The organism is Acinetobacter sp. YH12219 (assembly GCF_013417875.1).
Classification (GTDB): domain Bacteria; phylum Pseudomonadota; class Gammaproteobacteria; order Pseudomonadales; family Moraxellaceae; genus Acinetobacter; species Acinetobacter amyesii.
In genome coordinates this window covers 257,293-271,745 of the sequence record NZ_VPDC01000001.1, presented here as the reverse complement: position 1 = coordinate 271,745, position 14,453 = coordinate 257,293, and the positions used below count along the sequence as shown (strand labels likewise).

Annotated in this window: 13 protein-coding genes and 1 pseudogene; 6 read left to right on the top strand and 8 right to left on the bottom strand. The window is 39.9% G+C overall.

Annotated elements, in window-relative coordinates; all coding sequences use genetic code 11:
- Nucleotides 1-1,089: 1,089 nt before the first annotated feature.
- From FTV04_RS16705 to FTV04_RS01220, 5 genes and pseudogenes are all read left to right on the top strand, one after another.
- Nucleotides 1,090-1,272, top strand: a pseudogene (locus FTV04_RS16705) (diguanylate cyclase domain-containing protein); the annotation flags it as partial.
- Nucleotides 1,273-1,558: 286 nt separating this feature from the next.
- Complete coding sequence (gene mutS / locus FTV04_RS01235; RefSeq protein WP_180088224.1) at nucleotides 1,559-4,189, top strand: DNA mismatch repair protein MutS; 2,631 nt, start codon at nucleotides 1,559-1,561, stop codon at nucleotides 4,187-4,189.
- Nucleotides 4,190-4,575: 386 nt separating this feature from the next.
- Complete coding sequence (gene fdxA, locus FTV04_RS01230) at nucleotides 4,576-4,899, top strand: ferredoxin FdxA (protein ID WP_004651686.1); 324 nt, start codon at nucleotides 4,576-4,578, stop codon at nucleotides 4,897-4,899.
- A 138-nt stretch (nucleotides 4,900-5,037) separates the two neighbouring features.
- Nucleotides 5,038-5,760, top strand: a complete 723-nt coding sequence (locus tag FTV04_RS01225) for a D-Ala-D-Ala carboxypeptidase family metallohydrolase (protein WP_078188751.1) — start codon at nucleotides 5,038-5,040, stop codon at nucleotides 5,758-5,760.
- Between the two features lie 131 nt (nucleotides 5,761-5,891).
- The gene (locus FTV04_RS01220; RefSeq protein ID WP_180054458.1) at nucleotides 5,892-6,557 is read left to right on the top strand and encodes an O-methyltransferase; all 666 of its coding nucleotides are present in this window, start codon (nucleotides 5,892-5,894) and stop codon (nucleotides 6,555-6,557) included.
- Nucleotides 6,558-6,766: 209 nt separating this feature from the next.
- Here FTV04_RS01220 and FTV04_RS01215 read toward each other — a convergent pair whose 3' ends face one another.
- The 8 genes from FTV04_RS01215 to FTV04_RS01180 all read right to left on the bottom strand — a co-directional run bounded on the left by FTV04_RS01215 (nucleotide 6,767) and on the right by FTV04_RS01180 (nucleotide 12,617).
- Entirely contained in the window at nucleotides 6,767-7,609 is an 843-nt protein-coding gene (locus tag FTV04_RS01215) for a universal stress protein (RefSeq protein WP_078188753.1), read from the bottom strand.
- Nucleotides 7,610-7,739: 130 nt separating this feature from the next.
- A complete protein-coding gene (locus FTV04_RS01210; RefSeq protein ID WP_180088222.1) occupies nucleotides 7,740-8,357 on the bottom strand; it encodes an acyltransferase in 618 nt (205 codons plus the stop codon).
- Nucleotides 8,350-8,949 (bottom strand): YigZ family protein, encoded by a 600-nt coding sequence (locus FTV04_RS01205; protein ID WP_180048898.1) that lies wholly within the window; start codon nucleotides 8,947-8,949, stop codon nucleotides 8,350-8,352. The genes FTV04_RS01210 and FTV04_RS01205 overlap by 8 nt, the downstream gene beginning before the upstream one ends.
- Before the next feature lie 269 nt (nucleotides 8,950-9,218).
- Nucleotides 9,219-9,962 (bottom strand): LPS export ABC transporter ATP-binding protein, encoded by a 744-nt coding sequence (gene lptB / locus FTV04_RS01200; RefSeq protein WP_078188759.1) that lies wholly within the window; start codon nucleotides 9,960-9,962, stop codon nucleotides 9,219-9,221.
- Nucleotides 9,962-10,528, bottom strand: coding sequence for a lipopolysaccharide transport periplasmic protein LptA (gene lptA, locus FTV04_RS01195; RefSeq protein WP_168377635.1), 567 nt, complete (start codon nucleotides 10,526-10,528; stop codon nucleotides 9,962-9,964). The genes lptB and lptA overlap by 1 nt, the downstream gene beginning before the upstream one ends.
- On the bottom strand, nucleotides 10,518-11,060 hold the full coding sequence (gene lptC / locus FTV04_RS01190) for an LPS export ABC transporter periplasmic protein LptC (RefSeq protein ID WP_180027055.1): 543 nt from the start codon (nucleotides 11,058-11,060) through the stop codon (nucleotides 10,518-10,520). The genes lptA and lptC overlap by 11 nt, the downstream gene beginning before the upstream one ends.
- A 35-nt stretch (nucleotides 11,061-11,095) precedes the next feature.
- A complete protein-coding gene (locus FTV04_RS01185) occupies nucleotides 11,096-11,635 on the bottom strand; it encodes an HAD family hydrolase (protein WP_078188762.1) in 540 nt (179 codons plus the stop codon).
- 4 nt (nucleotides 11,636-11,639) lie between these two features.
- Entirely contained in the window at nucleotides 11,640-12,617 is a 978-nt protein-coding gene (locus FTV04_RS01180) for an SIS domain-containing protein (RefSeq protein WP_078193567.1), read from the bottom strand.
- A 355-nt stretch (nucleotides 12,618-12,972) separates the two neighbouring features.
- Here FTV04_RS01180 and cysS point away from each other — a divergent pair, with 355 nt between their 5' ends.
- The gene (gene cysS / locus FTV04_RS01175) at nucleotides 12,973-14,394 is read left to right on the top strand and encodes a cysteine--tRNA ligase (RefSeq protein WP_180088220.1); all 1,422 of its coding nucleotides are present in this window, start codon (nucleotides 12,973-12,975) and stop codon (nucleotides 14,392-14,394) included.
- The last annotated feature ends 59 nt before the right edge of the window (nucleotides 14,395-14,453 follow it).

The window sequence follows — 14,453 nt, the reverse complement described above, 5'->3', positions numbered from 1 at the left end:
ACTGAGGATCAGAAAGCTTGTTTGAATCGATGTATTTCATCCGCAGATTATGCACGAATGCTAAGAAATCCGGAGTGCAAATATTAACCAAAAAGAAGATCGTTTTTTGATTTATGAAAGAGATCTACTATATAAGCTTTTTTTAATCATTTGAAAACTCAAAGGCACTCGTTGAACTTTACATAAACCTTATATTGGAGATAAATTATTGTAAAATAAAGACAAAATATTGTGCCCATTTCCTGATTTTTTATGAGCATATCGAATTATGAAATTATAAGGCTTTAAGTCCCTTCATCTAGACGAAATTGGGGTTAAATCATAACTATATTGAATAAAGTATATATTACGTCAAGTTTATAATCCATTTATCAACCGCTCTACCGCGATGAAGCGGCGAAAAAATTTTGTTTTCGCGGAATCATTATTTTTCTCCGGTATGCCCTGTCATGTGCGGGGATTTATCAAGTGATCCCATAACGCAGTTTTGTAGATTCCTCAGTATATTTGGATAGTGTTTATCATTCTGATTGCATGGGATTTATCTTTTGTTCCGCATTAAACCCTTATTTTAATGTTTATACTTGTCTAGGCTCGATGTGCGCTGTTGCGATCATATTTATCATCTTTACTATGATGTGTAATGATCACAATGATGCGCTATTACATGCAGCCATGAAGTATGCCGTGGTCATCATCTATGCCTTTGTTGGTATGCGTTTTTATATTGCCAAGGTTGCGGGTTGGTAGAACATGACCCACTGACTGGGCTAGCAAACCGTCGTCCATTATAAGGAGCTTTAGAACAGCTATGGCATTATGCCCTACGCCATCAACAGCCTTTAACCATCATGGTGATCGATATCGATTTTTTTGAAAATTAAAATGATCATTTAGGTCATCAGGCGAGTGACATCTGCCTCACACAAATTACTGAGGTTTTGTCTCAAATCACCAATCGAAATGGTGAGTTAGCTGCACACAATGGCAGCGAATAGTTTTTACTCCTCTTTAGGGTGTTAACTGAAGCTGAAAATTGAACCTTTGGCAGCCGATTTATTATGCAGAATTTAATCACTCGAACTTCCACATCCAGCCAGCCATATGTCTAAATTTGTGAAGATTAGCATCGGTACGGAAACGATCATTCCATCTAAATCTGATAAAATTCAAAAATTTATATTGGCTGCCGATCAAGCGCTTTACCTTGCAAAAGGCAGCGGTCGCCACCAATATCGATTAGCTCAGGCTGAAGCGCAGCTTGATGTTTGAGTCAGTCTATCGCTTTGTAAATGTATCCATTGTTGAATTTACACACAGACTTTTTAGCGTTTATAAATAATATTTTGACTGCTTTTTTTACATGCAGACAAACCTTTTCTGGCATTTTCCTGTCACTTTTTTTGCTAGAATCAGCAACACGATTTGTTAACGTACACCTGTGGTTTTGAACGAAGAGACAATATAAATATAAGGACTTTTTCTAAATCCAATTTTCATCAAAACAGTGTTTTTCGTTTAGCAGCGCACAAATTTTTATTTTAAGGTATTTCGTTTCATGCAAGCTGATAATTCCAAAGTTGACCTTTCAACCCTGACCCCGATGATGCAACAGTACATGTCAGTCAAAATGCAAAATCCGCATTCACTGATGTTTTATCGGATGGGTGATTTTTACGAGCTCTTTTTTGAAGATGCGCATAAGGCAGCAAAACTTTTAGGAATTACACTAACACATCGTGGTAAAGCCAATGGTGAACCTATTCCTATGGCTGGTGTCCCATACCATGCTGCTGAAGGCTATTTAGCCCGCCTTGTAAAAAAAGGTGAAACGGTCGTGATCTGCGAGCAAATTGGTGAAGTGACAGGCAAAGGACCGGTTGAGCGCGGAATTGTCCGTATCATTACCCCGGGGACATTAACGGACGATGCACTGATTGCCTCCCATCAAAGTTCAAATTTAGTCGCGATCTGCTTACAACAAAATCAAATCGGGATTGCTTTACTAGACCTCAGTGCAGGTATTTTCAAAGTTCAGCAAATGGACTATCAACTGGAACTATTGGCAATCGAACTTTCTCGTTTAATGCCGAGCGAAATTTTGATTGATGAAGATCTTATTGATCCGAATATTGTCGAGCAAATTAAACGTCAATTAGACTGCCCTGTCACTAAACGTCCAAACGTCGACTTCAATTTAAATAACGCACAAAAAACGCTGTGTGACCAATTTGCAGTTGCCACACTTTCAGGTTTTGGTATTGACCATTTACCTTTGGCGAAAGCTGCCGCAGCGGCTTTGATTCACTATGCAAAAGTGACTCAAAAAACTGCTTTACCCCATATTCGCAGCATTCAACTCGAACAAAGTAGTGATTTTGTCGCGCTCGACCCCGTCACTCGTCGTAACTTAGAACTGATTGATCCCCTATTTGAACATGGTACTTCCCTGTTCCAACTAATCAATGATTGCCAAACTGCGATGGGTGGCCGTCTATTAAGTCGTACCTTGATGCAGCCTTTACGAGATACCGCTTTATTGGATGCACGTTTAGATGCATCACAAGCGATGCTGCAAGGCTATCATGAGTCTCCGATCCGCTTAGTTCTCAAAGAAATTGGTGATATTGAACGTGTGCTATCTCGTGTAGCTCTCGGCAGTGCTCGTCCACGAGACCTAGTTCAGTTACGTCAAACTTGTGCACAAATTCCCTATCTTCGACATGCACTTGAACCGATCATTCAGTCACACCAATCTAAGCTGATCGCTCAGTTAAATGATGAAATGGGTGATTTTCACGGCTTACATGAGCGTCTCATGTCTGCCATCGTAGAAAACCCGCCAGTGCTTTTACGTGATGGAAATGTGATTGCCGAGGGTTTCGACACTGAACTTGATGAACTACGTAAAATTCGTGACCATGCGGGACAATTCCTCATTGATCTTGAAATTAAAGAGCGTGAACAAACCGGAATTTCAACCTTAAAAATTGGTTATAACCGAGTTAGTGGTTACTATATTGAACTAACTCGCGCACAAGCTGAACAAGCACCTGATCATTATATTCGCCGCCAAACCCTTAAAAATGCTGAACGCTACATTACCCCTGAGTTGAAATCTTTTGAAGATAAGGTGCTTTCGAGTGAGTCACGTGCATTAGCGCGCGAAAAAATGCTCTTTGAGCTATTACTTGATGAGTTACGTGCAGATATTGGCAACTTACAAATGATGAGCGCCGCTATAGCGCAAATTGATTTACTGGCTAATTTTGCCCATCAAGCTCGATTACGCAATTGGTCACGTCCTGAATATAGCCCTGAAGTTGGGATCAAAATCAAAGCCGGACGTCACCCAGTTGTGGAATCTCTGAGCAAATCAGCATTTACTCCAAATGATACCAGTTTGGACTTTAATCACCGTATGGCGATTATCACAGGGCCAAATATGGGCGGTAAATCGACCTTTATGCGCCAAACAGCCTTAATCAGTTTATTGGCCTACTGTGGTAGCTTTGTCCCTGCCCAATCTGCCATTTTAGGGCCTATCGACCGGATATTTACCCGTATTGGATCTGCCGACGACTTATCTACAGGCAAATCAACCTTCATGGTGGAAATGACTGAAACCTCTCAGATTCTTCATCATGCAACCAATCAATCACTGGTACTGATGGATGAAGTTGGGCGTGGTACGAGTACCTATGATGGCTTATCTTTGGCTTGGGCATGTGTACTCGATCTCACCCGTCGCATTAAATGTTTATGCTTATTTGCAACGCATTATTTTGAACTCACCGAGTTAGGCAAAGACGCCAATATCGATAACTATCATGTGACTGCTCGTGAGCTTAATGGCAACTTGATCCTGCTACATAAAGTTCAACAAGGCCCTGCGAGTCAAAGTCATGGTCTACAAGTAGCAAAGCTTGCGGGGATTCCTGCAGCTGTGATCAAAGAAGCGCAAAATCGCCTTCGTATATTAGAAACTCAGCAAAAACAGCAACTCAATACGGCTGTACAAACCGATCTATTCTCGGCACTCGCAGAGCCTGAAGTCATCGAACGCGTAGTTGAAGTTGAAAAAACATCGCCCGTACTTGATGCTTTAGCAGATATAGATATCGATAACTTAAGTCCACGTGAAGCACTACAACAGCTTTACGCCTTAAAGGATTTACTTAAGATCTAATTGAGCAATAACGATAGATGAGATATGCAAAGAGCACCTATGAAGGTGTTCTTTGCATTGACTCCATTCAAACGCGTAAATTAGTGAATGTTTGCTATCTACTACTGCGGCTATTCAGCAATAAATTGATAAAAAATTAATGTTGTTAAATGTTTCATGCTTAAAATACACATTAAAAATATTGTTCGATAAACAGATGTAATTTAATCAGTTTTTTGAGTATGATTCTCATTCATTGTGAAATTTACATATATTGTTCAGTTTTTAGTGATTTTAACAGCACTGCATATAATAATTATCAATAAAAGGAATTGTTAGTTACCCTATTTTTTGCCTAAAATACACCATTAGTTTATTAGAACCATATTTTTTAGGTAGCTGTCGCCATGACCTTTGTTGTCACTGAAAACTGTATTAAATGTAAATATCAAGACTGCGTAGAAGTTTGCCCTGTTGACTGTTTCTATGAAGGTCCAAACTTCCTTGTTATTAATCCAGATGAATGTATCGACTGTGCGCTATGTGAACCTGAGTGTCCAGCTAACGCGATTTTCTCTGAAGATGAGTTACCTGAAGGTCAAGAAGTATTTATCGAACTTAATACTGAACTTTCTCAAAAATGGCCGAACATCACTCAAATTGGTGATCAACCTGCCGACCGTGAAGAGTGGAACGGTAAAGCTGATAAATTACAATATCTTGAAAAGTAATTTTACGCTTTCATGAAAAGATCAGCACATGCTGATCTTTTTTTATACTTAAAGCACACATTTCATTGCAAATTATTCAAATTTTCTCAATCAAATTGGATTAAAATAGAACGAGTTTATAAATAATTGATTTCTATAATGAAGCATTTACTCAAGGGATTATTGTCCGTTGCAATATTCCCTCTTGTTTTCATTGGTTGTACAACTACACCACAAAAACAAGGTCACACTATTACAACTCCCGACGGTAAACGTATTTACATACCTCAAGAAAAAGTGACGACCATCAGACAAGCCCCGCCTAAAGTGGTGCCTTATGCATACAACTCATGGGTCGCGTCTGTTGATAATTTACGTCGCGTTCGAGACTATGAAGTCTTTTTAGAGAAAAATGGTGTAGGCAATATCATCCCTTCATTTGAGCTGATGCGTACTGCACGTGATTGGCAAAAATGTGGTCGCTCAGAATATATGGTGCCTAACCGTGAATTATGGCAAAACCAAATTGCAACCTTACGTGTCTTTAAATATTTAGTTGCGGCCAATATCTTAACGGACTTTGAAGTGACTTCGGTTTATCGTGATTTGCCTTTGAACCAATGTGCCGGTGGTGCAAGTTCATCTCGTCACCTATATAACTCGGCGATTGATTTCCGTATTGGACCTGCGTACCCGCAGCCCGAAGACTACAGTTATATTGAAAATACCAAGTTCCGTTTATGCCAATTTTGGTCACAACACGGGCAGAGTCTCAATATGGGATTAGGTTTATATGCCAGCGGACAAATTCATATTGATACTCAAGGCTACCGTACTTGGGGACCTGATCACTCAAGTCGCTCTTCAATGTGTAATTACTAAAACATTACATCGTCATATCAAGACCTCTTCGGAGGTCTTTTTTGTACATAAAATATTCAAATATAGAACAATAAATTGCGATGTTGGTGGAAAGGTTTAAAATGCTTGCATCAATCACGAGGTGCGACAACATGCAACAAATGTGGACAGACATTGATGCTTACATCGATTCACATTTAATTCCTGAAGATCCAATATTGACCCAAACACTTCAACATACGGATGAACGTGGCTTTCCTGATCATCTTGCTGTAGCGGCTAATCAAGGCATGCTGCTTCAAATGTTAATCCAAATGAACAAGTGTAAACGCGTTTTAGAACTTGGAACTTTTGCAGCCTATAGCACCATGTGGTTAGCACGTGCATTACCTGAAGATGGTTACATTCTGACCATTGAAGGTCGTGATACACATGCTGCCCTCGGTCAAGAAAATATTGATAATGCAAAGCTTGCACAAACGATAGAACTGAAATGTGGTCGTGCGGCAGATATTTTACGTGCCCTTCCTGAAGATACCGAACCTTTTGACTTTATTTTTATCGATGCAGACAAACAGAGCTACCCTGAATATTTAGAATTAAGCTTAAATTTATCTCATTCAGGTACAGTGATTGTTTTAGACAATGTAATTCGTGCAGGTGAGATTCTAAATGCTGAAAACCACAAACCAAGCATTGAAGGTATCCGTGATATGTTCAAAGCCATGCAAAATCATCCGAAAATTTTATCCTGCACGGCACTTCAAACTGTAGGTTGTAAAGGTCATGATGGTTTTGCGATTGCAATCGTTAAATAATCTAAATCGAGGTGTTTTTTAGCCACCTCGAATAAAGGTATAAAAAATAATCAATACAATATATTATTTTTAAAACAACTGCTTACAAACACTACGCACAGAGTTATCCACAATTTATGAGGATAACTCTGATTATTTTTAACACAACAACATATTATTTATTTACTCGCATTTGTCCGTCTATTAAATCACCTATTTGTTGTTTCATCTTATTTTACAACCAGCAGTGGAACACTCGAATTTCTGAAAATACTGGTGGTAATACTGCCCAAGAAGAACTGATGGATTTTACTGTGACTAAATGCCCCCAGTACGATTAACTGGATACCATGCTCTTGTTGATAGTCCAGAATATTTTCCGAAACATCGCCATAACGGTATTCCGTCACCACATCGAGCCCCGCATTGGTTAAATAATTTTTTGGATCATCCAAGATTTGTGGGTGATCTCCAACATAGACCAAATGACATTGTAAAAGTTTGAGTAGGTCACTTTGTGCCACACGCTTCATTAACTCAACACATTTAGGCGAATATTCATAGGCAAAAATAAAACGAGTCGGTGGTTTAAACGTTGGCCCTACAGTCATAACTGTACAACTTGCACCACGTATAAAGTTTTCAACATTACTACCAAGCGGCTTATTGCGCTCTGCTGAACGTTCACCCACGCGACCAATTAAAACAATATCGTCATCTTGCAACACATTAAAACTTTGCTCCAAGAAGTCGCCCTTTTCCTGAATATGGGTGGTTTGAATACCATGCTTATCTTGGATCATTTCAGAAATGTGTTTGAGCAAGTTATTACTATAATCTAACGCTAAATCACTTTGTTTTTGTTCTAACTCCGCAAGTTCTTTCAAGAGCATGGCATTACTTTCAAACCCAATCACGCCACTGATTTCACCTAAGTGATAACTTGCCGGATAGTAATCTAGTATTTGTAGTAAAACCAACTCACGGTGCGTTTGTTTAGCAACCCAAGCAGCAGCATCAGCTAGTGCATTAATGCATGGAGAAGAGTCGATACAGGCGATAACTCGTTTCATGATTAGCCCTCGTTTTATTATTGCTTGGCTATAAAATGTTGTTTGTTATTTTTAACTTATCACAACTCTGTTTCACTGTGCATGCATTTGTGTAAGCATAAAAACGATTTATGACCTATTTGGCGATTATTTATTCACGATATCGAATGAGTTTTGCAGGATTTCCCGCAATGATTGCACGCGCTTCGACATTTTTCGTCACCATACTGTTCATGCCGACCACAGCCTGCTCAGCAATGTGAATGCCATCCTTGATTCCAACATGCGCACCTAGCCAAACATCACGCTCTATCTCAATCCCTTGTGATCGTACAGCTTGCTGATAGATCGGTTGATTGACATCCATTCCATGATCAAAAGCGTATAAATGGCAATATGCCGCCATACGAACCTGATCGTGAATTTTGATACCCACTCGCCCACCATCTAAAATACAGTGATGATTGATCGCCACTTCATTGCCAATTTCAATTGGGCCATGCAGGGTGCAATCTGCAGCGATAAAGCTGTTATCTCCAATGACAATCTTACGTCCTGGTTCGGCAAAAATATGAGCCAATGGCGATATAAAACAGTTTTTACCAATTTCAACAGTTTCCATCGATTTGAGATAGTCTTGATATTCCTGTTGCCAAGCTTCAGCCCAACCACGATTTTTCGGTTTGAGTGACCAATACAACCAAGGCATATAATTCAGACGATGCTTATGTTGCTCTCGATATTTCAATAATGGATCTATTTCATTCACCTTCAGCAGCCTCGATGATATGCAATTGTTCACGTCCGCGAGTTATATCCTGAATTTTTAACTGTAGCGGTTGGATTTGATGAATTTGCAATGATGTAAGTACATTTACGCCCTGCGCTGTATAGTCTTCCTGAAATTCAATTTGCTGCTGATTGAGTTCATATTGGAAAATTGCCCATTCATTAAACTGACAACTAAATTGCACTTTTTTCTTCTCAATAAGTTCAATTTTTTCAGCCTGCAACAGGCATTGACCTGCACAGCCACCATAGGCACGTACCAATCCCCCTGTCCCGAGCTTAATTCCACCATACCAACGATTAACCAAGACCAACACGTTGGTTAGGTCATTCCCTTCTATGGTTGCTAGAATGGGCCGACCTGCTGTGCCTGAAGGCTCACCATCATCATTAAAACGTACGGTATGTCCAATTTTCCATGCCCAACACTGATGTGTTGTTGAGATATCTTTATTGGCTTCGAGAAATTCTTTAACGGCTTGTTCATTTTCCACAGGAACTGCGATGGCTTGAAAACGACTTTTTTTAATGTCTTCTTCATATTCAAACTGTGCGGCGAGTGTAAATGGCATAACGTCTTTAGATCCTCTATCAACGGATATTATAGCGTTTTTTGAAAGACTTACATCCACAAAAAAGCCCCCAATACTGGAGGCTTGATTGAAGACCATTCATCTTTCGTAATCGCATGATTTTTGCAGGTCGTATTTTTAGTTTAAAGTATACTGAATTCTTGTTAATTTTTTAGATTAATCGCTCAGTTTTTGTCATTTCAGACAATAACATAAACCCGTTGAATGAAACTAGCGCCATTCAACGGGAAATTCCTTATTTTATTCAATTAAACGGTAAAATCATCACCAAGATAAACTTTACGTACAGTTTCATCCGCAAGGACTTCTTCTGGAGTACCTTCTGCAATCACTGAACCTTCGCTCACGATATAAGCATGCTCACAAATCGCAAGGGTTTCACGCACATTATGGTCAGTAATTAATACACCAATACCACGATCTTTCAATGTTCGGATAATGTCTTTGATATCACCCACTGAAATAGGATCAACCCCTGCAAAAGGTTCATCGAGCAACATAAATTTAGGGTCTGCCGCTAAAGCACGCGCGATTTCCGCACGACGACGCTCACCACCCGACACACTCATACCAAGAGAATCTTTGATGTGTGTGATTTTAAAGTCGGCAAGCAATTCCGTTAAACGTTGCTGACGTTGTTGCTTATTTAGATCTTTACGGGTTTCTAAAATCGACATGATATTTTCAGAAATGGTTAATTTTCTAAAAATAGATGCTTCTTGAGGTAGATAACCAATACCTTTACGTGCGCGCTCATGCATTGCTAAGTCAGACAAATCAAGATCATCTAAATGAATCTCACCTTTATCCATACGCACCAGGCCAACAACCATATAGAAACTTGTGGTTTTACCTGCACCATTTGGACCAAGTAAACCCACAATTTGACCACTTTGCATGCTAAAGGATACATCCTTTACCACCCAACGCTTACTGTAGTTTTTGGCTAAATGTTTAATACATAAAGTTTGAACTTGCGAGGTTTGCTCCATTAATCACGTGCTCCTGGGAAGGACTTAGTGCTTGACGGTGGAATCACGATTTGAACACGACCTGAAGAAGATCCAGATTTATTTGGTGTACCTTCGGCAACGATGTCACCTTTATTCATACTGTATTTCAGGCTATTACCACGAATACTTGCACCATCTTGTTGTAACAAAGCACCACCCGTCATGGTGATAATACCCGTTTCAGCATTGTAGACGATCTTCTGAGCTTGGCCTTTTGCAAAGCCTTTGGCAGGATCAGTTTTTTGTTGGAAATGTGCTGGTCCGCCCGTTGCTGTAATCGTACTGATCTCTTTTTTGCTGTTTAAGTTCGCAACGATTGAGTTTGCCTGCAGCTTCATTGAACCCTGTTCAATGATGACATTACCGGTATACGTCGTAATCCCGGTTTTTTCATTAAACGTTGCACGATCGGCAACCAATGAAATCGGTTGATTACGATCTGAAGGCAAAGCAAAAGCTGCAACTGAACATAACGCCAGTGAACCGAGTAGCGCTGTACGTTTTAGGAAAGTTTTTGCAGTTTTTCGATTAAAATTATGGTTCATACTTTCCTCGAATATTAAAAAATTCGTATTGACCGTCGTTTAAATTTGCTTTTAAACCTTGGCTGACAAATTCGGCTTGTGGTGAAATCACCGTTACAGTCTTGTCCGTTTCTATTTCACGCTTTTTTGGAAAAGCAGTTAGTTCCTCAGTACGAAACTCCATTTGCCCTTCACGCATCAATTTCGTTGCAACCACATTGTCACTCAGTACGACTTTTTGGTTATCATCCATACCATTGGCTTGTTTGGCAAAGAACGTGGCATCGACAGCACCATCTTGATAGGTCGATGCTTTCAGATTGACCAAATGAGAAGTTTGCTTTTGCAAATCCTGCTCAAGTCGATCGACTTGCGCACGAATATGCAATTTTCCCTGCTCATCAGTCTGCGTCAGGTTAATGTTTTCAGCTGAGTAAGTCATACTTTTCGAAGAGTCCGCCTGAAGCTTATTACCCTTTCCACCGAAATAGTAAAAACCACCGCTTACAGCAGCAATGACCACAGCTGTCACGTATAAAACTTTAGTATCCATAAGCGGAGATTCAATCCAATGACTGCATCAATTTATTAATAAGGTGCACTTGCATATTTTTCAAGTAGTTCCTGGTATACACCTTTAGACACTAAAAGCATATCGCAAATTTCACGAACAGCACCACGTCCACCCATCGCCTGAGTGACAAGATCTGCACGGCGACGTACTTCTAAATGTCCATTCGGCACGGTCACTTTCATCCCTGCAATAGCAAAGGCTGAAAGATCGGGCCAGTCATCACCCATATATAGGCAATCTGAAGGATCAATACCGAACTGTGCGCAGGCTTCTGTCAAAGCAACGCCTTTGTCTTCACGACCTTGAAAAACCAAGTCCACACCTAAGTCAGACATGCGTTTTTCAACAATATTACTTTTACGGCCGGTAATAATGATGACTTTGATACCCGCTTTTTGCACCAACTTCATGCCCAAGCCATCACGAATATCAAAAGATTTGATTTCATCGCCGCTATTGGTCAACGTTACAAATCCATCACTTAAAATTCCATCTACATCCAGTACTAGTGCTTCTATGTGACGCGCTTGTTCTAGCAATACATACGATGCCATTTTCTTAATTTACCCCAGCCTGAATCAAATCATGCATGCTGATAATCCCAATCACTTTATTGACATCATCAACAACTACAAATTGTGTAATTTTCTTTTCGTTCATACGTTCTAAAGCATGTACCGCGCGTTCTTCTTGTGAAATGGTCAAAGGATTTTTAATCATCACTTCTGAGACTTTCATATTCACATCAAAGCCTTGCTGTTTATCAATCAAACGACGTAAGTCACCGTCGGTAAAGATACCCAATAAGGTATCGTTTTCATCGACAATCGTGGTGAGTCCCAAACGTTTATTTGAAATTTCATACAGAACTTTATTCATTGGTGTCTCTGGCGACACTTTGGGTAAGTCTTCACCTGTATGCATTAGATGTTTTACATGCAATAACAAACGCTTACCCAACGCTCCAGCAGGATGAGAGCGTGCAAAATCATCCGAGGTAAAGCCACGTGCATCCAATAAAGCAACCGCAAGGGCATCACCTAAGGCTAATGTTGCAGTGGTACTTGAGGTCGGAGCTAGCCCCAAAGGGCATGCTTCTTGAATATTACCCAAGGTCAATGCGACATCGGCATTTTGTGGCATTGGGCCTTTATTGTCGCCACTCATGGTAATTAGAGGAATGCCCAAATGTTTGATTAATGGCATGAGCATCATAATTTCATCACTCTTACCTGAGTTTGAAATTGCAATGAGCACATCTCCTTTAACCAACATGCCCAAATCACCATGCCCAGCTTCACCCGGATGCATGAAGAAAGATGGCGTACCTGTCGAGGCAAACGTAGCGGCCATTTTACGACCGATATGCCCCGATTTGCCCATACCAGTAATCACTAAACGCCCTTTGCACTGTAAAATGATTTCGCAGGCTTGGCTAAAACGATCATCTATTTGCGTCGCTAATACTTGTAAAGCATGCTCTTCAATACGCAAAGTTTCTAATGCGACTTTCTGAAAATCGACTTGATTCGGCATATTTGGTGGATTCAAAGTTGTTATACCTTAAGCCGTGAGAGGTGCGCTCTCACTTTCAAAATAAAAAATTTTCACAATTTTATCATATCTATGCAAATAGCACGTTTCCAAATGTATAAGAATTCATGAATTATGCAGAAAAGATGCATTTCTTCATTTTTATCTTACGGACAGATAAATCAAATTCAGTATTCGAATTAGATTCAGCCCGAACCCAATGAGCCTTCTACGCTATTTTTAGCAACGCAAAGACATCAATCATTAAAAAATATCTGCTTTTTTGGGTTTTAACTTTATGAAAAAAAATGCTTAGGTTAAGATGAGCCATCTTTTGGTAGAAACAATTTGAAGAGCTATGCAACCTTTTGTTCTATATAACTCAGAGCAACGTAAAAAAGTAGAATTCGTACCTCGTAAAGAAGGACATATCGACATGTATGTCTGTGGAATGACCGTGTATGACTACTGTCATATTGGTCATGCTCGAGTTATGGTTGCATTCGACTACATTATCCGTTTCCTGCGCAGTCAGGGCTGGAACGTTAAATACGTTCGCAATATTACCGATATTGACGATAAGATCATTGCCCGTGCCTATGAAAATGGCGAAAGCATTACTGCTTTAACCGATCGCTTTATCAAGGCCATGAACGAAGATGCTGCCAATTTAGGTTGTGCAGCACCTGATGAAGCACCACGTGCAACAGACTATATCGATCAAATGCAGAATATGATTGGTAGCTTGGTTAACAAAGGTACAGCCTACCCATCTGCAAATGGCGATGTTTATTTTGAAGTTGAAAAGTTTGCCAAATATGGTCGTCTTTCGGGTCGTAAACTTGACGATATGCAGGCTGGTGCTTCTGAACGCGTTGATGTAGAAGTAGAAAAGAAACATCCTTTTGACTTCGTGCTTTGGAAACATGCCAAAGAAAATGAACCTTCTTGGGCTTCACCTTGGGGTAATGGCCGTCCGGGCTGGCATATTGAATGTTCAGCGATGTCGACCTGCTGCTTAGGCAACCATTTTGATATTCATGGTGGCGGTTCAGACTTAACTTTCCCGCATCATGAAAATGAAATTGCGCAATCTGAGGCATCTACTGGCGAACAGTATGTTAATTACTGGATGCATGTCGGCTTTATTAATGTCGATGGCGAAAAAATGTCGAAGTCTTTAGGTAACTTCTTCACTATTCGTGATGTGATGGATAAATTCCACCCTGAAGTGATTCGCTTCTTTATTGTGTCATCACATTACCGTAGCCCAATAAACTTCTCTGACACTGCTTTAAAAGAAGCGAAAAATACCCTTTCCCGTTTCTATCATTCATTTAAAGCTTATCAGCAAGTCTATGGTGAAAAAACCGTAGAAACTTTGGATGATGCTTTAGTTGAGCGCTTTAATGCCGCTATGCGTGATGATTTCAACACCGCAGAAGCAATTGCGGTATTGTTTGAAGTCAACAAAGAATTGAACCGTGCCGTAAAAGATGAAAATGCTGAACAAGCGGCTGTGTATTATTCGACATTGCGTCACTTGACCAATATTTTAGGTTTGGTTCAGCACAATGTTGATGAATTTTTAAAATCAGATATTGGTCAAGAAGCACTAGGTCTCTCTGAAGAGCAAATTGAAGATTTAATTCAACAACGTAAAGATGCGAAAAAGGCCAAAGAATTTGCCAAAGCAGATGAAATTCGTCAATCTTTGTTAGATCAAGGGGTTGTTCTTGAAGATACTCGTCAAGGCACTATTTGGCGCCGTGCTGATTAATTAAGCAAAAAGAAGCATAGAGAGTTGACAGTTGTGTGAAATTCTCTATAATTCACCTC

What these genes read in the sequence shown, in the direction of transcription:
- mutS (WP_180088224.1), top strand. Translation starts at nt 1,559, where the DNA reads ATGCAAGCTGATAATTCCAAAGTTGACCTTTCAACCCTGACCCCGATG.
- fdxA (WP_004651686.1), top strand. Translation starts at nt 4,576, where the DNA reads ATGACCTTTGTTGTCACTGAAAACTGTATTAAATGTAAATATCAAGAC.
- FTV04_RS01225 (WP_078188751.1), top strand. Translation starts at nt 5,038, where the DNA reads ATGAAGCATTTACTCAAGGGATTATTGTCCGTTGCAATATTCCCTCTT.
- FTV04_RS01220 (WP_180054458.1), top strand. Translation starts at nt 5,892, where the DNA reads ATGCAACAAATGTGGACAGACATTGATGCTTACATCGATTCACATTTA.
- FTV04_RS01215 (WP_078188753.1), bottom strand. Translation starts at nt 7,609, where the DNA reads ATGAAACGAGTTATCGCCTGTATCGACTCTTCTCCATGCATTAATGCA.
- FTV04_RS01205 (WP_180048898.1), bottom strand. Translation starts at nt 8,949, where the DNA reads ATGCCATTTACACTCGCCGCACAGTTTGAATATGAAGAAGACATTAAA.
- lptB (WP_078188759.1), bottom strand. Translation starts at nt 9,962, where the DNA reads ATGGAGCAAACCTCGCAAGTTCAAACTTTATGTATTAAACATTTAGCC.
- lptA (WP_168377635.1), bottom strand. Translation starts at nt 10,528, where the DNA reads ATGAACCATAATTTTAATCGAAAAACTGCAAAAACTTTCCTAAAACGT.
- lptC (WP_180027055.1), bottom strand. Translation starts at nt 11,060, where the DNA reads ATGGATACTAAAGTTTTATACGTGACAGCTGTGGTCATTGCTGCTGTA.
- FTV04_RS01185 (WP_078188762.1), bottom strand. Translation starts at nt 11,635, where the DNA reads ATGGCATCGTATGTATTGCTAGAACAAGCGCGTCACATAGAAGCACTA.
- FTV04_RS01180 (WP_078193567.1), bottom strand. Translation starts at nt 12,617, where the DNA reads ATGCCGAATCAAGTCGATTTTCAGAAAGTCGCATTAGAAACTTTGCGT.
- cysS (WP_180088220.1), top strand. Translation starts at nt 12,973, where the DNA reads ATGCAACCTTTTGTTCTATATAACTCAGAGCAACGTAAAAAAGTAGAA.